Source organism: Kitasatospora sp. NPDC098663, from assembly GCF_044760075.1.
In the GTDB taxonomy this organism is placed as follows: Bacteria; Actinomycetota; Actinomycetes; order Streptomycetales; family Streptomycetaceae; genus Kitasatospora.
This window is the reverse complement of record NZ_JBIWAP010000028.1, coordinates 88,494-107,564: the sequence shown is the minus strand read 5'-3', so window position 1 is coordinate 107,564 and position 19,071 is coordinate 88,494. Positions and strand designations below refer to the sequence as shown.

The 19,071-nt window shown below is 72.8% G+C and carries 18 protein-coding genes; 10 read left to right on the top strand and 8 right to left on the bottom strand.

Translation table 11 applies throughout. The features are described 5' to 3' along the window. Positions 1-530 precede the first annotated feature (530 nt). Together ACIQVZ_RS27735 and ACIQVZ_RS27730 are read left to right on the top strand one after the other, a co-directional pair. Entirely contained in the window at positions 531-1,136 is a 606-nt protein-coding gene (locus ACIQVZ_RS27735; protein WP_402453500.1) for a DinB family protein, read from the top strand. Between the two features lie 245 nt (positions 1,137-1,381). Continuing rightward, complete coding sequence (locus ACIQVZ_RS27730) at positions 1,382-2,335, top strand: hypothetical protein (RefSeq protein WP_402453499.1); 954 nt, start codon at positions 1,382-1,384, stop codon at positions 2,333-2,335. 663 nt (positions 2,336-2,998) lie between these two features. Here ACIQVZ_RS27730 and ACIQVZ_RS27725 read toward each other — a convergent pair. Together ACIQVZ_RS27725 and ACIQVZ_RS27720 are read right to left on the bottom strand one after the other, a co-directional pair. Beyond that, positions 2,999-3,934 (bottom strand): LysR family transcriptional regulator, encoded by a 936-nt coding sequence (locus ACIQVZ_RS27725; RefSeq protein ID WP_402453497.1) that lies wholly within the window; start codon positions 3,932-3,934, stop codon positions 2,999-3,001. A 378-nt stretch (positions 3,935-4,312) separates the two neighbouring features. After that, positions 4,313-5,119 (bottom strand): hypothetical protein, encoded by an 807-nt coding sequence (locus ACIQVZ_RS27720; RefSeq protein ID WP_402453496.1) that lies wholly within the window; start codon positions 5,117-5,119, stop codon positions 4,313-4,315. Between the two features lie 222 nt (positions 5,120-5,341). On the opposite strand from ACIQVZ_RS27720, the gene ACIQVZ_RS27715 reads away from it, so the two are divergent. Continuing rightward, complete coding sequence (locus tag ACIQVZ_RS27715; protein ID WP_402453495.1) at positions 5,342-5,692, top strand: hypothetical protein; 351 nt, start codon at positions 5,342-5,344, stop codon at positions 5,690-5,692. 85 nt (positions 5,693-5,777) lie between these two features. On the opposite strand, the gene ACIQVZ_RS27710 is transcribed toward ACIQVZ_RS27715, so the two are convergent. From ACIQVZ_RS27710 to ACIQVZ_RS27695, 4 genes are all read right to left on the bottom strand, one after another. Next, complete coding sequence (locus tag ACIQVZ_RS27710) at positions 5,778-6,503, bottom strand: dienelactone hydrolase family protein (protein WP_402453494.1); 726 nt, start codon at positions 6,501-6,503, stop codon at positions 5,778-5,780. Between the two features lie 153 nt (positions 6,504-6,656). Then, a complete protein-coding gene (locus ACIQVZ_RS27705; protein WP_402453492.1) occupies positions 6,657-7,187 on the bottom strand; it encodes a hypothetical protein in 531 nt (176 codons plus the stop codon). A 165-nt stretch (positions 7,188-7,352) separates the two neighbouring features. Then, the gene (locus tag ACIQVZ_RS27700) at positions 7,353-7,865 is read right to left on the bottom strand and encodes a protein phosphatase (RefSeq protein ID WP_402453491.1); all 513 of its coding nucleotides are present in this window, start codon (positions 7,863-7,865) and stop codon (positions 7,353-7,355) included. 131 nt (positions 7,866-7,996) lie between these two features. After that, positions 7,997-9,244, bottom strand: coding sequence for an AI-2E family transporter (locus tag ACIQVZ_RS27695; protein WP_402453489.1), 1,248 nt, complete (start codon positions 9,242-9,244; stop codon positions 7,997-7,999). Positions 9,245-9,670: 426 nt separating this feature from the next. Between ACIQVZ_RS27695 and ACIQVZ_RS27690 the strand changes: the two genes are divergently transcribed. Next, positions 9,671-10,093, top strand: coding sequence for an STAS domain-containing protein (locus ACIQVZ_RS27690; RefSeq protein WP_402453487.1), 423 nt, complete (start codon positions 9,671-9,673; stop codon positions 10,091-10,093). A gap of 12 nt (positions 10,094-10,105) precedes the next feature. Continuing rightward, the gene (locus tag ACIQVZ_RS27685; protein WP_402453486.1) at positions 10,106-10,612 is read left to right on the top strand and encodes an ATP-binding protein; all 507 of its coding nucleotides are present in this window, start codon (positions 10,106-10,108) and stop codon (positions 10,610-10,612) included. A 44-nt stretch (positions 10,613-10,656) separates the two neighbouring features. On the opposite strand, the gene ACIQVZ_RS27680 is transcribed toward ACIQVZ_RS27685, so the two are convergent. After that, on the bottom strand, positions 10,657-10,929 hold the full coding sequence (locus tag ACIQVZ_RS27680; RefSeq protein ID WP_402453484.1) for a hypothetical protein: 273 nt from the start codon (positions 10,927-10,929) through the stop codon (positions 10,657-10,659). A 10-nt stretch (positions 10,930-10,939) separates the two neighbouring features. Further along, the gene (locus tag ACIQVZ_RS27675; RefSeq protein WP_402453482.1) at positions 10,940-11,263 is read right to left on the bottom strand and encodes a plasmid stabilization protein; all 324 of its coding nucleotides are present in this window, start codon (positions 11,261-11,263) and stop codon (positions 10,940-10,942) included. A gap of 297 nt (positions 11,264-11,560) precedes the next feature. On the opposite strand from ACIQVZ_RS27675, the gene ACIQVZ_RS27670 reads away from it, so the two are divergent. From ACIQVZ_RS27670 to ACIQVZ_RS27650, 5 genes are all read left to right on the top strand, one after another. Beyond that, entirely contained in the window at positions 11,561-12,604 is a 1,044-nt protein-coding gene (locus tag ACIQVZ_RS27670; protein ID WP_402453481.1) for a SigB/SigF/SigG family RNA polymerase sigma factor, read from the top strand. A 123-nt stretch (positions 12,605-12,727) separates the two neighbouring features. Next, positions 12,728-12,886: a hypothetical protein gene (locus tag ACIQVZ_RS27665; protein ID WP_402453479.1), complete on the top strand. Its 159-nt coding sequence runs from the start codon at positions 12,728-12,730 to the stop codon at positions 12,884-12,886. Next, the gene (locus ACIQVZ_RS27660; RefSeq protein ID WP_402453477.1) at positions 12,883-13,245 is read left to right on the top strand and encodes an STAS domain-containing protein; all 363 of its coding nucleotides are present in this window, start codon (positions 12,883-12,885) and stop codon (positions 13,243-13,245) included. The genes ACIQVZ_RS27665 and ACIQVZ_RS27660 overlap by 4 nt, the downstream gene beginning before the upstream one ends. A 190-nt stretch (positions 13,246-13,435) precedes the next feature. Further along, a complete protein-coding gene (locus tag ACIQVZ_RS27655) occupies positions 13,436-16,702 on the top strand; it encodes a HAMP domain-containing protein (RefSeq protein WP_402453476.1) in 3,267 nt (1,088 codons plus the stop codon). Beyond that, entirely contained in the window at positions 16,699-19,035 is a 2,337-nt protein-coding gene (locus ACIQVZ_RS27650; RefSeq protein WP_402453474.1) for a PP2C family protein-serine/threonine phosphatase, read from the top strand. The genes ACIQVZ_RS27655 and ACIQVZ_RS27650 overlap by 4 nt, the downstream gene beginning before the upstream one ends. Positions 19,036-19,071: the final 36 nt, after the last annotated feature.

Sequence of the window (19,071 nt, the reverse complement as noted above, 5' to 3'; positions counted from 1 at the left end):
GGGCGTCTGCTCGGGGGGGGAGTGGGGCGGCTTTTCGGGGGGGGCGGGGGGGGGGGGGGCGCGGGGGGGGGGGGGGGGCGGGGGGGGGGGGGGGCGGCCCCCCCCCCCCCCCGACGGCGTACGTGGGAACCAACTTCGGTGCCGGGCTCGTGGTTGTGGCCGCTGTCCGTCGATCCGGCCGTGGTGAGCTTGAGCCTTGATGTTGGGATGATCCTTTCGGCTGCTGGCCTGAACATATGCTCAGACGGTGCAGTCGTTCTCCAACTCCCGTGACCTGTTGACAGCGGCGTTCCCAGCCGATCTCGCCGACGACGTCCAAGCAGTTCTGGCGGTCACGCCTGCGTCCCGCTACCGGCCGGTCGAGCACTGTGACTCCGATCGATAGATTGCGAATCCGAGCTGTAGTTTGCGAGCGGCGGTCCGGTCGCCGGTCGAGTCACGTTGAGTAGCGGTCATGTGCGGTCTCTGGCGGTCGCGGACCATGTACGGGATCTTGAGACCACGATCAGCCCATGGCAGGCTCATGCCGCATGATCGATGAATTCGCGAAGGACAACCTGCACGGGAGACTGCGGCGAGACCGCGAGGCGTTGCTCTGGAAACTTGACGGCTTGTCCGAATACGACGCCCGCCGGCCTCTGACAGCGACCGGGACCAACCTCCTCGGCCTGGTCAAACACGTGGCCACAGTCGAGGCCAGGTACTTCGGCGAGGTCTTCGACCGCCCTTCCCCGGAACCGCTGCCCCGGTGGCAGGAGTCCGACGGCAGCGATCAGTGGGCGACCGAGGACGAGGCTTGCGCTCAGATCATCGGGTTCTACCGGCGCACGTGGGAACACTCGGACGCGACGATCAACGAGCTTCCCCTCGATGCCCCCGGCCACGTGCCTTGGTGGCCGGAGCCCTATTCCAACACGAACCTGTTCGCCATCATGGTCCATGTCCTCGGGGAGTCCATCCGGCATGCCGGGCACGCCGACATCCTGCGCGAGGGCCTTGACGGCCGGACCGGGTTGCGCGCCGAACACGAGAAGCAGATCGACGAGGAAGCCCGCGCATCCTACCGCGCGAAGATCGAGCAAGTCGCCAGGTCGGCCGCACAATCAAGGCTTACTGACCTCGGCGCTTCGGGGTGATTGGCCTGTTACGCGCTCGGCACGCCGCAGGCGCGAACCCCGACCGACCAACCATCAAAGCCAGAGGCGGGTAGGGGTAACGGGGGTGAGGCAGGCTCGTTGAGCACAACATGATCACGAACTCATTGATGGAGCGTTCGCAGCCGGCCGGCCGTGGGCGCGTCGGCGGTGTCGCTCTGGCGTCTTTGGCGCTCGCGTGCCTGTCTTCGGTGACGCCCGCCGTCGCCGTGACGCCGGACTCCGCGGTGGCTGCCGCAGCGCACGGGCGGGAGGTGTTCACCGCCAAAAGGCAGTGGACTGTTCCGAAGGGGGTGCAGGCGTTCACCGTGTACTTGTGGGCCGGTGGTGGCGCGGGCGCGGGGGGCGGTGCTGGCGGTGGTGGCGGCGGCGGCCAGGCGTTCTCCCGCAAGTTCCCCCTCATCGACCAGGACGGCACCCCGGGGGTCAACGGCGGTGCGGGCGGCAGCGGTGCGGGAGGTGGTGGGGGTTCCGGCGGCGAGTTCGTGACCTGCGCCGTCACCCACGCGGTACCCGGCACGGTGTTCACCGCCGAGCCCGGGGAGATCTCCCGTGGCGGGGCTGCGGGCACGGCCGGTATCGGCGGGAGCGGCGGCACCGGAGCATCCGGCGCCCACGGCGGCGCCGGAACGCGGGGCGGGAACGGGAAGAGTGGAGAGGCTTCCTACAACGACGCGGCGCTGGTGAAGCCTGACGGTTACTCCGTGGGCTTCGCGGTCGGCGGGGCCCCGGGCGTCTTCGGGAGCGGTGGCGACGGTGGAGGCGGCTCCAGCGACCCAGTCGGCGGTGCCGGAGGCAGTGCCGGGGCTGGCGGGCACCTGGTGCCCGGCTTCGACGAGCCGGGCTGTACCCGCACCGCCGCCACGGCCGCCCAAGGCGGGGGTGCGGGCATCACAGGTGGCAGCGGTGCCGGCTTCCTCAACGGCCGGGCCCACCCGGGCGGCAAGGGCAGTGACGGCGGCGCGGCCGCCGACGTACCGCAGGTGACCCTGCCCGACGGCAGCGTCTACCAACGCCCCCAAGGTGTCGGCGCCGGCGGCCGTGGCGGCAACGGCGGACACGGTGGCAACGGTGGCGACGACAGCAACACCGGTGCGCGGCCGGGCGGCAACGGCGTGCCCGGCGACGACGCTACCGCGGGCACCGACGGTGGCCCGGGCCTGGTCCTCATCGCCTGGTAGTCACCAACTGAGACCGCACCCGGCCGACCGGGCACCTCCCGCCGCCATCGCGCGCCCACACAGCTCCGCCACCGCACTCCGGACCTGGTCGGAGTAGCAAGGGTGGAGTGAGACAGGCCGGTACCGCGGCTCGCGGGGTGCGCTACCTGGCTGGGTGGACCCCGGCGCGCCACACCCGGCCCCCGACCACATCACCTTGAAGCGCCCAAGTCAGTAGCTGTCCGCAAGGTGGTGGGAGACCGCTCGGTGTGACGATGCGTCACACCCCGATCAGACCCTTGCCAGCGGTCACTACTGCCGGACGGCACCTTGCAAAGTAACCCTCGGAATGGCTCGCAAACTACAAGTCGAAACCCAAGGTCACAGATGGCGGACTCGCAATCTATCCGTTGAAGTCACAAGCACATTTCGGTGGTGGTGCAGGGGCGGCGGGTTTTCATCCCGGGGCACATCTACAACGACGGGTACTGCTGAGGCATGGCCCCTTTGGCTCGCTTGTCCTTTCGCTGGGTCTGGCCTGCGTCCAGCTGAGGCGGGTGGTCGAGCGCCGTGACCACGGTGAACGACACGTCCTGCTACGGCAAGGCCGAGGTCCGTGTGTGGGAGCAAGCCGATCCCAGGCCAGAGGCTGAGGATCAAGCTGACTGCGGGTGCGGTGGCGTTTCAGCGGGGGCGTACCCAGTCCGGTGTCCAGGTGCCCGGGGCGTCGTGGCCCGGCGTGGTGGCGGCGAGGTGGGTGCGGAGGGTGGCGAGGGCTGGGTGGGGGTTGTCGCGGTGCCAGAGGAGTGAGTGGGGGTAGACGGGCGTCGGGTCGGTCACCGGGATGCGGCGCAGGCCGTGGTCTGCGGGCCAGACGAGGCGGGTGTGCTCGCCCATGAAGGTGGCCAGGGCCGGGGTGTCGGCGATGGTGTCGAGGAGCGCGTCGGAGCCGAAGTTGGGGCCGGTCGCCTCGATGGTGAGGCCGAACTCGGCGACGAGGTCGTCGTAGTAGGCGCCCCACTCGGTACCGGGGACGATGCCGGGCATCCAGATCCGGTGCCCGACGAGCTGGGCGACGGTCACCGACCGGGCGCTCGCCAGTGCGTGGGCGGGACCCGTGAGGAGCTGGAGCGGTTCGTCGATCACCCGGACGGACTCGATGTCCTCGGGAAGGGGCCGGCCGGGCGCGACGACGGCGCGGAAGGACGCGTCGATCGCGCCGGAGCGGATGGCGTTGATGGCCGTCTCGATCTCGAACAGCATCATCACGTCGAGGTCGATCTCGGGGTGCGCGCGGTGGAAGCCGCGCATCAGGCCCGACGCCGAGCCGCGAAAGTTGATCACGTCGACGCGCAGCGGACGGCGGCCCGGGCGCACGGACTCGACCGCGCGCTCGGCGGCGCGCAGCAGCTCGCGCGCGTGGGGCAGGAACGCCTGCCCGTCGATGGTGAGCTCGGCCCCGCGTGCGGTGCGGGTGAACAACCGCACGCCGAGGTTGCGCTCCAGCGCGGCGATGCGCTTGGAGACGGCCTGCTGGGTGACGGCCAGCTCGGCGGCGGCCTCCTGGAACTGCCCCGCGTCGGCGGCGGCGACGAAGGTCCGAACGGTGTCGAGGTCCATGGCGGCACCCTATAGGCACAACTGGTGGTTGTGGCTTGATGGTCGTTTGGTTGTTCGATCCCCGGGGATGAGGCGCGCTTTGATGCTTCCGATCGCTGATCGGTTGTGCAGAGGGAGTGGCCGTCGGTCCGCCGAACCGCTGGGTTCGTGCGGGTCACGGTCATGGGAGCTGGCGACAGGGGTGCCCCGTCGAGGTGGCCGCCGGGGCCGATCAGTACAGTCGGCGTCCTTCGTGAGACCTGGGAGGGGTGCATGGACATCAGCACGATACGTGCGGCGGTCGGGCCGGTGTCGGCGTACAGGTGAAAGTGCTCAGCCCGGTACACGTGCAAGTGCTCGCGCTTCGGGACTGGGCGCCGTGCGCGGGGCAGCTCGTCGTCAGGTCGCCCAGGGCAGCCGTATCGCCTCTATCTCGGTGTCGTTCACCAGCGCCTTGATGAGATCCGGCGGCCCGGCGACCTTGGTGGCCCACAGGTCGTAGTCGGTGCACAGGACCCATGAGCGGTCCTCGGCCCAGAGATTGGACGGGCTGAATTCAACCTCCGGATCGTCGTACAGGAGCGCGGCGTCACCGAGACGACCTGCGCGTACCCGGAGATTGTCGAAGTCGATGGCCCCGAGCAGCAGCGGGTTGTAGTAAGCCAGGCAGGAAGTGGCAGGGCCAGCGGGACTGTGCTCGGTGAGGATGGCGATCAGCCGGTTCCAGCTCTCACGGTCCAGGCTCCCCTCGGTGGGCGGATCGATGCCCAGCGGCCAGATGCCCTCCTTGCTGGCCGAGGGAAAACACCGGAACGAGGGCATGAGTCCGTCGGGCACGACGGGATCGCCGATCCGCCGGGCGAATTCCGCCCAGCGCAGCCGCCGCCACCCCGGACCGGGGTGCTTTGTGCGGCCCAAGCCGCCGCCAACCCCCGAGGTGAGGCCTACGGCCTCAAGGTCGATACCGCCGACGATACGGGGCAGAGGGCTCCCATTCGTCAAACGCGCCTGTTGATACTCGTGGTACGCCATCTCGGGCAGTTCCTGTTCGTGCTCGTGCATGGCATTGAGCACCCAGACGGCATCGGGCAGCGCAGGCGGCATGAACCCGGTCAGGCCATCACCGCACAGCTCCAGCAACCAGTCGGTCGCACTGGACGCCACGAACTGCCAAAGGTCTGACAGCGGGTCCGATTCTTCGGGCATGCGTTCATGATCTCAGGTGTGACACGGAACCCCCTACGAGCGGCCGGTCACCATGTCGCCGCTCCTGTCGCGTGGGCACGTTCCCGTGTACCTGGCCGGGCATCGAAAGGTGTACCTCGACCGCCGGAGAGTCCGGATGAGGTGACCGGATCGGGCATCTACGTCTGGGTGGACGCGGGGGCGGTCGGTCATCCGGTGTTGTACATCGGCAGGTCGGGCAGCGTGGCCAGGCGAACGAGGAACGAGAGGACCTGGACCGAGCAGTTCCGGGACGCGCGGCGTCGTGGAAACACCCTGTGGTACTCGGCCGGATGCGGGCTCTCCCCGGTCCTGGCGGCCGCCGCGGATCCGCAGGTGTCCATGTGGGCCCTCGGGATGGAGGACGCGAGCGCTACCGAGACGGCGCTGATCCGCTTGGCCGCGATGACCGGGGGCACGCCGCCCGCCCAGGGAGCCGGCTGGGGCTGGGGCCGTGGAGACCAGGCGGGGAGTGCGGACCCGGTTCACCAGCTGTTGAGCCGCTGGTTCGAGGGCGATCACCTGGTGCGTCAGATCGCAGAACCCGACGTATGACTCGCCTGACTCGCCTGACTTGCCGGGCAGGTCGGGCAGGTCGGGCAGGTCGGGCAGGTCGGGAAGGTCGGGTCCGCCGACCGGGTCACTCCGTTACGGGCAGGCACTCGGTGAGCAGGGCGACGATGTCGCGCCAGGCGCGCTGAGCGTGCCGGGGGTGGTGGCCGACGCCGGGGAGCACGGCGTGGCCGACCGTCGGGTGGTGGAAGGCGTGCAGGGCGCCGCCGTAGACCATGAGGCGCCAGTCGACGCCTGCGGCCTGCATCTCGGCGGCGAACGCGTCCCGTTGCGCGGGCGGCATGATCGGGTCCTCCGATCCGACCCCGGCCCACACCGGGCAGCGGATGCGCGCGGCCTCGCCCGGCCGGCCCGTGGTCAGGGCGTTGACCGTCCCGATCGCGCGCAGGTCGACGCCGTCGCGCCCGAGTTCCAGTGCGATCGCGCCGCCGGTGCCGTAGCCGATGGCGGCGATCCGGTCGGGGTCGGTCCGCGGTTCGGCGAGCAGCACGTCGAGCGCCGCGTGGCCGATGCCCCGCATCCGGTCGGGGTCGGCGAGTAGGGGAGTGATGCGCGCCAGCATCTCCTGCGGGTCGGTGAACCAGCGCCCGCCGTTGATGTCGAAGGCCATTGCCACGTAGCCGAGTTCGGCGAGGGCGTCGGCCCGGCGGCGCTGGAAGTCGTTCAGCCCCGGCCCCTCGGGCCCGACCAGGACCGCGGGTCGGCGGCCGGTACCGGCCGGGAGCGCGAGGTGCCCGATCATCGTGAGGCCGTCGGCCGGGTACTCGACCGTGCGCGTGGTAACCGTCGTCATGGGACCGGACTGTAGTGAGCGTCGAGCCCGGCCGGGCCGGTTTTTCGCCGGTGGCAGAACGGCGCGAGTGCGCATCGGACGATGCGGCGACGGCAGTGGTGGGACCGGCTCGGGAGCCGGTCCCACCACGGACGGCAGTCGCCGGGAGCCGGGTCAGTATCCGGCCGGGGCGTCCTCGATGTCCGAGATGAGCTTGGTGCTCAGGTCGCTCTGCACGGCCAGCCTGGTGTGCGTGGCGTTGGGGCCGGTGCCCCAGGTGAGCGTGACGGTGGTGAAGAGGTGGCCGGCTCCGGAGTCGTGGTACCGCACCTCCCAGTGGGTGGGCACGTCCTGGGCGCGGAGGACGCCGTCGGCGTGGTTGGCCTGCTCCCAGGCGGCCAGTCGCTGCTGGAGGTCCGCCGTGAGGTAGTGGGCGCGCAGGCCGTCCGACAGGTTGTCGGTGCCGTCGGAGACGGCGTCGATGTAGGCGCCGTAGAAGTCGGCGACCCGGTCGACCGCGGAGTCCGGGCTCCCGTCGCGGACCGGGTCCCCCGGCGCCACCCGCTGCCCGCCCGCCTGCTCGGTACTGGTGGTGGAGGTGGGGTGCTGCGGGCCGGCGGCCGTGGCCTGCGGCGCGGCCGCCGCCAGGATCAGGCCGACCGTGGCGGTCGCTGCCAGCAGTCCGCGTCGAACACTCAGCTTCATCGTCAGTCTCCCTCGTCATGCCGATTGGTCGAGCCCTGGGCGGGTCACCTGGCAATACGCGGACCGTCCGGGCCGGGTCGCATCGATCACCTGCTCAACGACGCCCGGGCAGGAAGGGAACGGGTCGCGTGCAACTCTGGCGCGAATCCGACCGTTCGGCGCCGGTCAGGTGTGGGTTTCGAGTCCGGCCAGGAGGTAGGCGACGTCCAATCCCGTGTTGAGGTACTGCTCGAAGGTCCGGTTGTTCAGGGCCCAGGGCGATCGCCTCTGCCGGATGAGGGCGACGGCGGTGACGGCGTCGTGGCCCAGCTCGATCAGGGTCTGAGCGACGACGAGGCCTGAGCGGTTGTAGCCGGAGTGGCAACGCACGAGAACGGTTCGGTCGTTCCGTACAGCCGCAGCGGCAGTGACGGCCAGCTGCCGGACCGAGTGGAGCTGCTCGGCCGTCAGTGGGCGGTCGGGGATCTCACTGATCAGATGGTCCACTCCGGGGCTCGGCCCGTGGCCTGCTCGGGTGAACAGGCTGATGACCAGGTCGAATTCGCTACCGACGACGGCGGTCTGCGCCTCGCCTTCAGGGCCGGCCCAGTAGTGTCCGCCCAACCACAGCCGCGGCCTGACCTCGTTCCACGGCGCCTGCGGTTCGGGGGTGTCGCGGTCCCTCTGGCGCGTCTTCATGAGCGCTCCTCTCCGGGTGGACCAACGACGCGGTCGGACGGACGCGTTCCCTGCTCATTCCGATGTGCCGGCGGCGACCCCGTAGGTGCACGGGGTGCCGAGGTGGCGGCGGTGTGGTGCGGTCCGGCCGGTCACCGGGTGTCGCGGCCGGGGGTGGGGCGGTGCGGGTGTCGGTGTTCGGCGGGGTGGTGGGGCGGTTGACCGTGGGGTGCCGTTGGAGGGTTGGTTCGTGGGCCCGGGCGGCGGGGTGGCGGGCCGTGGTCGCGGAGTTCGCAGATCACCGCCCAGGCGACCGACACCACCGGCACGGCCACCACCGCGCCGAGGACACCGGCCAGTACGGCGCCGCCGATCACCGACAGCGCGATCGCCACCGGGTGGATCCGGACGGACCAGCCCATGACCAGCGGGTGCAGCAGGTGGCCCTCGATCTGGCCGATGACCACGATCAGCCCGAGCACCAGCAGCGCGACCAGCGGGCCGCGGGCCGCCAGGGCGACCAGCGCGGCGACGGCCAGCGCGATGGGGGAGCCGATCAGCGGGACGAGCGCCGCGACGAACTCCAGCACGATCAGCGGCAGTACGAGCGGCACCCGCAGGACGGCCAGTGCGACGCCGACCAGCACCGCGTTGGTCGCCGCCACGATCAGCACACCCCGGGTGTAGCCGGCGAAGGTGCGCCACGCGGCGTGCCCCGCACGGTTCCAGGCGGGTCGTGACCGAGCCGGGAGCTGGTGCTGCGCCCAGCACCACATCCGGTCGCCGGAGTGGAGGAAGAACACCGAGCAGAACACCGCGAGTGCCAGGCCGGTGAGCATTTCGACGACCCGGCTCGCCCCGCTGAGCGCGGTGCTGAGCAGCGCCGAGCGGTGGGCGGTGATGAACTCGCTGAGCTTCGCCCGCAGGTCGGTGATGGTGCCGGCGCGCAGGTGGAAGGGGGCGCCGGTGAGCAGGTGGTCGATCCGTCCGAGGCCGCCGTGCAGTTCGGTGCCCAGCCGGCCCCACTCGCCGGCGACGGTCGTCCCCACCAGGGCCAGAACGCCGCCCACGACCACGATGGCGCACACGAGGGCCAGCAGGACGGCGATCGAGCGGGGCAGTGCCCGTGCCAGCAGGTCGACGAGCGGCCGCAGGACCGAGGTGATGACCAGCGCCAGGAACACGGCGATGACGGGCAACTGGAGTCGGCCGAGGACGGAGACGGCCAGGTAGGCGGCCACGCCGAGCAGGAGCAGCCGCCAGGTGTACCCGGCGGCGGTCCGCAGCCCGGCCGGCACGCGGCCCTCGGACCCGTCGGACACGACGGGGCGCGCCCGGGGCAGGACCACCCGGGTCGTCGGGTGGCGCCGCCGGGCCGGTCTCGCGCCGTTCACTCGCACGGGCGGCCTCCCTGGCGTCTGCCGGGCTTCGTCCGGCGTCGCGCGGCTACCCGGGCCGACGGGCCGGAAACGGGCGAGGGCACGAAAACGGTGAGGGTGAGGAAACGGGCGGCGGGCCGCGAGCGCTCGCGTTCACAGCCGCGCCGCGAGCGCGACCCGCAGCGCCGCGAGGCCCTGCGGCGCGGGCATGGTGATCGCCTCCTGCTCCCTCACACGTGTAGCCGCCGCGGCTGTGGGCACACGCGGGGCATGGACGAGGAGCGGGCGGTGAGCCCGGGTCTGCCCGGGGCGGCGGTCCTGCCCGGGGCGGTAGCTCTGCCCGGGGTGGCGGTCCGTCCGGCCCGGGCCGTCCGTGCGACCCGACCTGCCGCACGGGATGGTGGTCGCAACCACATGACGCCGCCGCGACCGGACCGGGAGCCCGCCGTGCCACGGCCAGCCGAGCAGCCCAGCGGGGGCGAGGGGGAGCAGCGATCCGGCGGCCTGCGCGTCGCGGTGCGCCGGGAGGGCCGCGCGCGGGTGGTCTCCGTCGAAGGTGAGCTGGACCACGGCAGCGCGAACGGTCTGTGGACGGCGCTCTCCCGGCCGGTGGCCGGGGGCGAGGAACGGATCGTCGTCGATCTCACCGGCCTGCGGTTCTGCGACTCCACGGGGCTGAACCTGCTGCTGCGCGCACGCCTGGACGTCGAGGCGGCCGGTCTGCGGCTGGAACTCGCAGGTCCGAGGCCCGTGGTGGCGAGGCTGTTCGCGATCACGGAGGCCGACACGGTGCTGCGCATCCACCCCGACCTCGACGCCGCTCTGAGGACCGCGGACCCGCCGCAGCGCGGCCGCGACGACGTGGAGTGAGGAGAACCCGGCATGAAGAGCCCCGGGGAAGGAGCGTTGCCGAAGGACTTCGGTCGGAGGAACACGGCTTCCGGCCCGGGGCGGAGCGGCTCCGACCGGACCAGGCGGCTCGTGCTGGCCGGCAGTGAGGGCGCGGTCCAGCGGTCCCGGGACTTCAGCCGTGCGGCGCTGCTCGCCTGGCACTGGCTGCCCGCGCCGGATGTCAGGCGGCTGGCGGCGGCGGAGGACGTCCTGCTGATGGTGTCGGAGCTGGTCACCAACGCGTGCCTGCACGCGCCCGGCGGTCCCCGGGAACTGCGGCTGGGCTGGGACGGCGAGCGGCTGCGGGTGGAGGTCTCGGACGCCAGCCCGGCCGCGCCGCAGCTGCGCCCGTTCGCGGATCCGGGCCGTCCCGGCGGCCACGGCCTGCGGGTGGTGGACCGGCTGGCGCGCGGTTGGGGCTGCCTGCCCGAGGGCGAGGGGAAGCTGGTCTGGCTGGAGGTCGCGGCCCCGGTGGACCCCGGCGCACGCCAGGGCTGAGCGGGGTCCCAGGGCCGAGCGGTGTCTCAGGGCATAGCGGGGTCTCAGGCCTGACCGGGGTGCGGGACCGGCGGCGGTGCCGGGTCGGGGTCGGAACCGGGGCCCGGGAACGGGTCGGGATCGGGGCCCGGGAACGGGTCGGGATCGGGGAAGGGCGGGATCGGCGGCGGTGCCGGGTCGGGGTCCTCACCCGGCTTCGGGGCGGGGTTCGGGTGGGGGACCGGTTCGGTGTCCGGGCCCGGGGGAGCCGGGACGGTCATCATCACCGGCGTGGTCGTCATCAGAGGTGTGGTCGTCCGCACCGGCGTCGTCCTCATGACACCCTCCTCAACGGCCCAGCGCATGTGACAGCTCGCTCTTGTTCATCTTCGAACGGCCCTTGACGCCGCGCTGCCTGGCCTCGTTGTAGAGCTGGCCGTAGGTCGGGCCCTGGGCCCCCGTGTGCGAGCGCTGCCCGCCGCGGCGGCCGGAGGAGATGTCGTGGATCGAGCTGCGGCTCGCGGTCTTCGACTCGCCGTGCCGGGCGCGTTCCTTGTTCACCGTGCGGGCGGCGATCTCCTCGGCCCGCTTCTCGCTCTCGCCCCGGTCGAGCGCGCTCTCCTTGATGTGCTCGTACTGGCGCTCCCGTTTGGGGCTGGATCCTCGGGGCATGGCGGCGCTCCTTTTCGCGGTGGGAGGGCGTTGCCCGAGCGCGTGTACCCGTGGACAAGGTAATAAACCACCCAAAACATGAATCGGAAGTCGTGTGTCGGGTAGAGAACGCATGACGCGGCCGTGGATCGCAGCCAGTCGCGTCCGCACCCCCGCCGGGTGCCACCGGGACCGTCGCCCGACCAAGCCGGGCTCAGGTCCTCCGGAAAGTCCTCCGGAAAGCAGCCCCGTCGCGTTCGGCGCGAGCCGCTCGCGGCGCCGGGCGTTCGCCCCGATGCCCCAGGAGAGAGAGCCACCGTGTCCACCACGCTGGAAACCGGTCGCCCCACCGACCGTACGGCCGCCCCGCCGTCCGGCCTGCCGCCCGACGTGCCACTGCGCCCGACGGACGCGCAACTGCGCGCGATGGGCAAGTACGAGGCACGCGAACTCAGCGACGCGCTGTTCGAGCGCCTGGCCGCACTCGCCCGCGAAACACACGCGTACAGCTACGTGCGCGGCACGATCATCGAACTCAACATGCCGCTGGTGCGCTTCATCGCCGCCCGCTTCCGGCATCGCGCCGAGGACATGGACGACATCCTCCAGGTCGGCACGATCGGCCTGATCAAGGCCGTCGACGGCTACGATCCGCATCGCGGCGTCGAGTTCGTCACCTACGCCATCCCCACCATCGCCGGTGAGATCAAGCGCTTCTTCCGCGACACCTCCTGGCCGGTCCGGGTCCCGCGCGGCATGCAGGAGCTGTACCTGACCGTCGCCCGCGGATCCGACCGGCTGGAGCAGGAACTCGGCCGCCTCCCGCACCCCGACGAGATCGCCGAGGACCTCCACATCACCGTCGAGGAGGCCACCGAGGGCCTGGTCGCCGGCCGCGTCTACCGGCCCGACTCGCTGGACGCGGCGCGCGAGCAGGACCTCGACGAGAGCGGCAGCGCCATGCTCGACCGCATGGGGGCCTGCGACCCCGGCATCGAACTCGCGGACTTCCGCACCGCCGTGCGCCCCCTGCTGGCCCGGTTGTCGTGCCGCGATCAGACGGTGCTCAAGCTGCGCTTCTGGGACGGCTGGACCCAGTCCCAGATCGCCGAGCGCATCGGCGTCTCCCAGATGCACGTCTCCCGCCTGCTCACCGCCACCCTCACCAGCCTGCGCGAGCAGTTGGAGGACCGCGACGCCCCCGGCTGGGCGGACGAACCCGCCGGTCCGGCCGAAGGCGGGGGAGCGGACGACGGCGCGGTGAACGACGGCGCGGTGAACGACGGCGCAGTGAACGACGGCGCAGTGAACGACGGCGCAGTGAACGACGAGGAAGCCGCCGCACCCGAGGCGCCGCGCTGATTCACCTCCCTCCCGGGCGTTTCCGGCCCCCCGCAGCGGATAGCCGCGCTGCGGGGGGCCGTCGTGGGCGAAGCGCGATGAAGCGCGATGAAGCGCGATGAAGCGCGATGAAGGAGGAGCACCGTGCTCGACGGCACCCTCGACCCGGCGGGTGGCACCGTCACCTCCGGCGCGGACGGCGCCCCCGGCCACGGGCCTGCGCCTCGCACCCGCGAGGGCGGACGCGTACCGCACGGCGTGAACCGCCCGACCGGCCGCCAACGGAAGGAGCCGACACCATGACCCGCCGACCACCGACCGGCCGTGTCCCGCAGACAGGCGGATTCACGGCACGGGCCCGGCCGTGGGCCGGCGGCACCGTCCTCGCGCTGGACGGCGAACTCGACCTCGACTCGGTCGGCGCCCTGCACACGGCCCTCGACGCGGCCCTGGCCGCGCCGCTGACCGTCATCGTGCTCGACTGCGCGGGCCTGGAGTTCTGCGACTCCACGGGGCTCAACGCGATGTTCCGGGCCCACGCCCGCGCGGCCGCCGAGGGCAGCCGGATCGAACTGGCCCGCCCCCGTCCGCTGGTCCTGCGGATGCTCGAACTGACCGGGGCCGTCGAGGTCTTCGTGCTGCGGGAGGCGCCACCGGAGTGAACGCGCGGACGGCGGTCGTGGACGGCCCCCCGGCCCCCTGGCCCCCCGGCCCGCCGGAGCGACACCTGTCCTGCCTGTCGCCCTTCGCCGTCCGGTGGCACAGTGGGAGCAGGGCGGCGGCCCGCCGCCCCGGGGTCGGGGAGCCCGGTCGGGCATCCCGCCCGTGCGGCGGACCCGGGCGGTGGGACGGATGGACGAGCGGCCGGTACCCGGCGCCGACCCGGCCGAGCAGGCCCTGCGGCACCTGCTCGCCGGGCTGACCGCCGTACGCGACGGGGACTTCGCCACCCGGCTCGCGCCCGAGCAGCCCGGCGTGCTCGGGGAGATCGCGATGGTCTTCAACACCATGGTCGACCAGCTGTCCGCGTTCGCCGGCGAGGTGACCAGGGTCGCCCGTGAGGTCGGCACCGCCGGCAACCTGGGCGGCCAGACCACCGTCAAGGGCGTCAGCGGAGCGTGGAAGGACCTCTCCGACAACGTCAACGTGATGACCTCCAACCTGACCGGCCAGGTCCGCTCGATGTCCGAGGTGGCGACGGCCGTCGCGCGTGGAGACCTGTCCCGGAAGATCACCGTGGAGGCGAAGGGCGAGGTCGCGGCCCTCGCCGACGCGATCAACACCATGGTGGACACCCTGTGCGTCTTCGCCGAAGAGGTGACCAGGGTCGCCCGGGAGGTCGGCACCGAGGGCATCCTCGGCGGCCAGGCCCGCGTCCCCAACGTCGCCGGGACGTGGAAGGACCTCACCGACAGCGTCAACTTCATGGCGCACAACCTCACCAGCCAGGTGCGCAACATCGCCCAGGTCACCACGGCCGTCGCCGGGGGCGACCTCACCCGCAAGATCGACGTGGACGCGCGCGGGGAGATCCTGGAGCTGAAGACGACCGTCAACACGATGGTCGACCAGCTGTCCTCCTTCGCTGCCGAGGTGACCAGGGTCGCCCGGGAGGTCGGCAGCGAAGGCCGGCTCGGCGGCCAGGCCCGGGTGGAGGGCGTCTCCGGCACCTGGAAGCGCCTCACCGAGAACGTCAACGAGCTGGCCGGCAACCTCACCCGGCAGGTCCGCGCGATCGCCGAGGTCACCAGCGCCGTCGCCGCCGGCGACCTCACCCGCTCGATCAGCGTGGACGCCTCCGGCGAGGTCGCCGACCTCAAGGACAACATCAACGCCATGGTCGGCTCCCTGCGCGAGACCACCCGCGCCAACCAGGAGCAGGACTGGCTCAAGACCAACCTCGCCCACTTCTCCGCCGCCATCCAGGGCAGGCGGGGCATCCGGGCCGTCGCCGAGATGATCACCGACGAACTGACACCCCTGGTCGGCGCCCAGTACGGCGCCTTCTACCTCGCCGAGGAGACCGCCGACGGCCCCGCACTCGCCCTGATCAGCGCCTACGGCCGCCCGGTCGGGGACACGCCGCCGCAGCGGCTGCGCCCGGGCGAATCCCTGCTCGGCCAGGCCGCCCGCACCCGGCGCACCATCGCCGTGGACGACCTGCCACCCGGCTACGCCGTCATCTCCTCCGGCTCCGGTGCCGCCGACGCCCGCTCGCTCGTGATCCTGCCGATCGCCCTGGAGGAGTGGCTGCTCGGCGTCCTGGAGTTCGCCTCCGTCCACCCGTTCACCCCGGTCCACCGCGACTTCCTGACGCGGTTCGCCGAGTCCTGCGGCGTCAACATCGGCACGCTGCTCGCCAACGCCCGCACCGACGAACTGCTCGCCGAGTCCCAGCACCTCACCGCCGAACTCCGGGCCCGCTCCGAAGAGCTCCAGGAAGGGCAGGAGGAACTACGGCACTCCAACGCGGAACTCGCGGAGAAGGCCGCCCTGCTCGTCCAGCGCAACCGCGACATCGAGGCCAAGAACCTGGAGATCGAACAGGCCCGCCAGGAACTGGAGGAGCGCGCCCGGCAGTTGAGCCTCAGCTCGATGTACAAGTCGGAGTTCCTGGCCAACATGAGCCACGAACTGCGCACCCCGCTCAACAGCCTGCTCATCCTGGCCCAACTGCTCGCCCAGAACTCCACCGGCAATCTGACCCCCAAACAGGTCGAGTACGCGGGCGTCATCCACTCCGCCGGCACCGACCTGCTCCAGCTCATCAACGACATCCTCGACCTCTCCAAGGTCGAGGCCGGGAAGATGGAGCTGGCCCCCGCGCCCTTCGCCGTCCGCGAGCTGCTGGAGTACGTCGAGTCGACCTTCAAACCGCTCGCCGACCAGAAGGGCCTCGCCTTCGAGGTCGAGGTCGACCACGCGGTGCCGCAGGAACTCGTCACCGACCAGGCCCGACTGCGCCAGGTCCTGCGCAACCTCCTCTCCAACGCCGTCAAGTTCACCGACGTCGGCCGGGTCGGGCTGCGGATCGAGCACGCCGAACGCCCCGACCTGCCGCCCGAGCTCGGCCGCGCGGCCGCAGCGGTGGCGTTCCACGTCGAGGACACCGGCATCGGCATCGACCCCGCCCACCTGGACAGCATCTTCGGCGCCTTCCAACAGGCCGACGGCACCACCAGCCGGCGCTACGGCGGCACCGGCCTCGGGCTGTCGATCAGCCGCGAACTCGCCCGGCTCCTCGGTGGCACCCTCACCGTCCGCTCCTCCGCCGGCCTGGGCAGCCGCTTCACCCTCCACCTGCCACTGGGGCACGTACCGCTGCCGCCGGCCGACCGCCCGCACGTCCTCGTCGTCGAACCCGACCCGCCGGGCCTGCTCACCCTGGTCACCCGCGACGCCACGGACGCGCCGGGCACACCGGAGCAGCCGGTCCGGCTCCACAGCGTCGGGGACGAGGCCGAACTGCGGGCCGCCCTCGGCGCCGGGCGCTACCGCTGCGTCGTCCTCGACCTCGCCCACTCCGGCGAACTGGCGCCCACCCTGCTCGACGTCCTGGCCGACGACACCCCCGTCCTCGGCTACCAGGGCGACGGCCCGAGCGGCCGCTCCGACCCCGCCATCGGCCGGGTCGACCTCATCCACGGCCTGGACGACCTGCGGGAACGCGTGATCCACCTGCTCGGCGGACCGCATCCGGCCGCGCCCGCCGCCGACCCGGACCCGCCCCCCGACGACACCCTCGCCGGGCGCACCGTCCTGATCGTCGACGACGACCTGCGCAACGTCTTCGCCCTGGCCGCCGCCCTCGAACAGCAGGGCCTGACCGTGCTGCACGCCCCCGACGGCCGCGCCGGGCTCGACCTGCTGCGCACCCACCCCGAGACCGACCTCGTGCTGATGGACGTGATGATGCCCGGCCTCGACGGCTACGCCGCGATCGCCGCCATCCGCGCCGACGAGCGCTTCGCCCGCCTGCCGGTCATCGCCGTCACCGCCAAGGCCATGCCGGGGGACCACGACAAGAGCCTCGCCGCCGGCGCCGACGACCACGTCACCAAACCCGTCGACACCCGACACCTGCTCGGCCGGATGCAGCACTGGCTGGACGCGCCATGACCACCGGGCAGGAGCCCCCGGACACCACGGCCCGGGCCCTCGCCGAGACCGTGCGCCGGCTCCAGAGCGCCGCCGCCCGGGTGCGGGCCGACGCCCGCGCCCGCGCCGTCGTCGACCTGGCCACCGGGATCCTGGCCGAGCGCCTCGGCCTGCTGCCCGCCGAAGCCGCCGCCCGCCTCGCCCGGCTGGCCCGGGAGGCCGCCGTGCCCGTGGCGGCCCTGGCCGCCGACATCGCCGGGGTCTCCGGCCAGGCACCCGGGGCGGCCGATTCTGCGCCGCCCGACCACGCGCCGCCCGACCACGCGCCGCCCGACCACGTGACGCCCGCGCTGGCCGCCGTCTCCGATCTGCAGGGCGTCGCCGAAGCCGTCCTGGAGCAGACGGCGGACGCGCTCGGCGCGCACGCCGTCGTGCTGTGGCTGCGGCTGCCGGGCGGCGCGCTCGCCCTCGCCGCGCACGCCGGGCTGCCCGCCGCCGAGGCCGACGCCTGGAGCCGGGTGCCACCCGGCGTCCCCACCCCGGCCCAGCGCGTGGTGGTCGGCGGCGCGGAGCTGTGGCCCGGTGACCCGGAGGCCGCAGGCCCGTCGGTGGGAGCCGGCTCGGCCCGGGCCGTCCTCCCGCTGATCGACGCAGGCCGCCGCCGGGGCGCGCTGGAGGTCCTGTGGCCCGCACCCGGCCCCGAACCCGCCCCCGTACCCGTGCTCGGCGGGCCCCAGCGCCGCCGGCTCCACGCCCTCGCCGACCTCTGCGCGACCCTCCTGGCCGACGCCGACACCGGTGCTTCCGTCCCCGCTCCCGTCCCTGCTCCCGCCCCCGTCCCGCCCGCCGACGACACCGCGCTCCTGGAGGGCCTGCCCACCCCCGCCCTGCTGCTGGAGCCGGTCGTCCGCCGAGGAGAGATCGCCGACTTCACGCTCCTGCGCACCAACACGCACTTCCGCGACCCGCTGGGCCGCCCCCGCGACACGCTGGAGGGTGCCTCGCTCCTGGAGGTCTACCCGGCCGCGTGCGCCGGCGGCCTCTTCGAACGGCTGCTCCGGGTGCACGAGACCGGGGCCCCGCTGGCCGGCGAGCGGATCCGGCTGGTCTTCCAGCAGGGCGGACTCGCGCTTCCCGCCACCGTCCTGCTCGCGGCGGCCCCCGTCGGCGGCCGCGTGCTGGTCGGCTGGCAGACGGAGACCGCGCGGGCCGGTGAGACCGAGCAGACCGCCCTGGTGCGCCAGGCCCAGCGGCTGGCCCGGGTGGCCGGGTTCGAGGAGTGCCCGGCCGACGGCCGGATCCGCTGGAGCGACGGCCTGCACGAGATCTACGGGCTGGCGCCCGACACCGACCCGGTACCGCTGGCCCAACTCGCCCGGCACGCCCACCCCGACGACGAGCCCGCGATCCGGCGCCTGCTGGACACCGTCCGGCGCCGGCACCGGACCGCCTCCGCCGTCGTCCGCCTGGTCCACCGGGACGGCACCCACCGGTACACCCGGGTGATCGCCGAACCCGTCCTCGACGACGACGGCCGGCTCACCGGTGTGCGCGGCGCCCTCCACGACGTGTCCGCCCAGCACCGTACGGAGGTCGCCCTCGGCGCCACCCGGGCACGCCTGGCCGACAGCGAGCAGGAGACCGCTGACCGCGAGCGACTGGCGCTGCGGCTCCAGCAGGCCATCCTGCCCGCCGCTCCGCCCCCGCTCGGCCCGGCCGGCCTGCGCGCCGCCGTCCGCTACCGCCCCGCCGCCCAGCACGACCGGGTCGGCGGCGACTGGTACGACGTGCTGCTGCTGCCCGACAAGCGGGTGCTGCTCACCGTCGGGGACGTCGCCGGGCACGGCGTCGGCGCGGCCACCGGCATGGTCGCCCTGCGGCACGCGCTGCGCGGCCTCGCCGTCACCGGCGCCGGCCCGGCCCGGATGCTGGAGTGGGCCAACACCGTCGCCCTGCGCGAACCCGGCCAGATCACCGCGACGGCCGTCTGCGTGCTCGTCGACCCGGCCGGCGGCGAACTGCGCTGGGCGCGGGCCGGGCATCTGCCCCCGATCCTGGTCGGAGCGGACGGTGCCCAGGTGCTGCCGCTGCCGCACGGAGTGCTCCTCGGCGCCCTGGACGACGCCCGGTACGAGGAGCACACCGCCCACCTGCCGCCGGGCGACGTCCTGGTCCTCTACACCGACGGCCTGGTCGAACGCCGGGACCGCCCGGTCGAGGAGTCCGTCGACCAGCTGATCCGCGACGCCGGAGCCCCCGGCCCAGACCTGGAGCGCTACCTCGATCGCCTGCTGGACCTCAGCCCCGCCGACACCGACGACGACACCTGCCTGATCGCCGTCCAGAGCCGGTAGCCCCCTCCCCGGTAACGCCCTCACAGTCACCTCGCC

Coding starts and splice junctions, on each gene's coding strand:
- ACIQVZ_RS27735 (WP_402453500.1), top strand. CDS start 531: ATGATCGATGAATTCGCGAAGGACAACCTGCACGGGAGACTGCGGCGA.
- ACIQVZ_RS27725 (WP_402453497.1), bottom strand. CDS start 3,934: ATGGACCTCGACACCGTTCGGACCTTCGTCGCCGCCGCCGACGCGGGG.
- ACIQVZ_RS27720 (WP_402453496.1), bottom strand. CDS start 5,119: ATGCCCGAAGAATCGGACCCGCTGTCAGACCTTTGGCAGTTCGTGGCG.
- ACIQVZ_RS27710 (WP_402453494.1), bottom strand. CDS start 6,503: ATGACGACGGTTACCACGCGCACGGTCGAGTACCCGGCCGACGGCCTC.
- ACIQVZ_RS27705 (WP_402453492.1), bottom strand. CDS start 7,187: ATGAAGCTGAGTGTTCGACGCGGACTGCTGGCAGCGACCGCCACGGTC.
- ACIQVZ_RS27700 (WP_402453491.1), bottom strand. CDS start 7,865: ATGAAGACGCGCCAGAGGGACCGCGACACCCCCGAACCGCAGGCGCCG.
- ACIQVZ_RS27685 (WP_402453486.1), top strand. CDS start 10,106: ATGAAGAGCCCCGGGGAAGGAGCGTTGCCGAAGGACTTCGGTCGGAGG.
- ACIQVZ_RS27680 (WP_402453484.1), bottom strand. CDS start 10,929: ATGAGGACGACGCCGGTGCGGACGACCACACCTCTGATGACGACCACG.
- ACIQVZ_RS27675 (WP_402453482.1), bottom strand. CDS start 11,263: ATGCCCCGAGGATCCAGCCCCAAACGGGAGCGCCAGTACGAGCACATC.
- ACIQVZ_RS27660 (WP_402453477.1), top strand. CDS start 12,883: ATGACCCGCCGACCACCGACCGGCCGTGTCCCGCAGACAGGCGGATTC.
- ACIQVZ_RS27655 (WP_402453476.1), top strand. CDS start 13,436: ATGGACGAGCGGCCGGTACCCGGCGCCGACCCGGCCGAGCAGGCCCTG.
- ACIQVZ_RS27650 (WP_402453474.1), top strand. CDS start 16,699: ATGACCACCGGGCAGGAGCCCCCGGACACCACGGCCCGGGCCCTCGCC.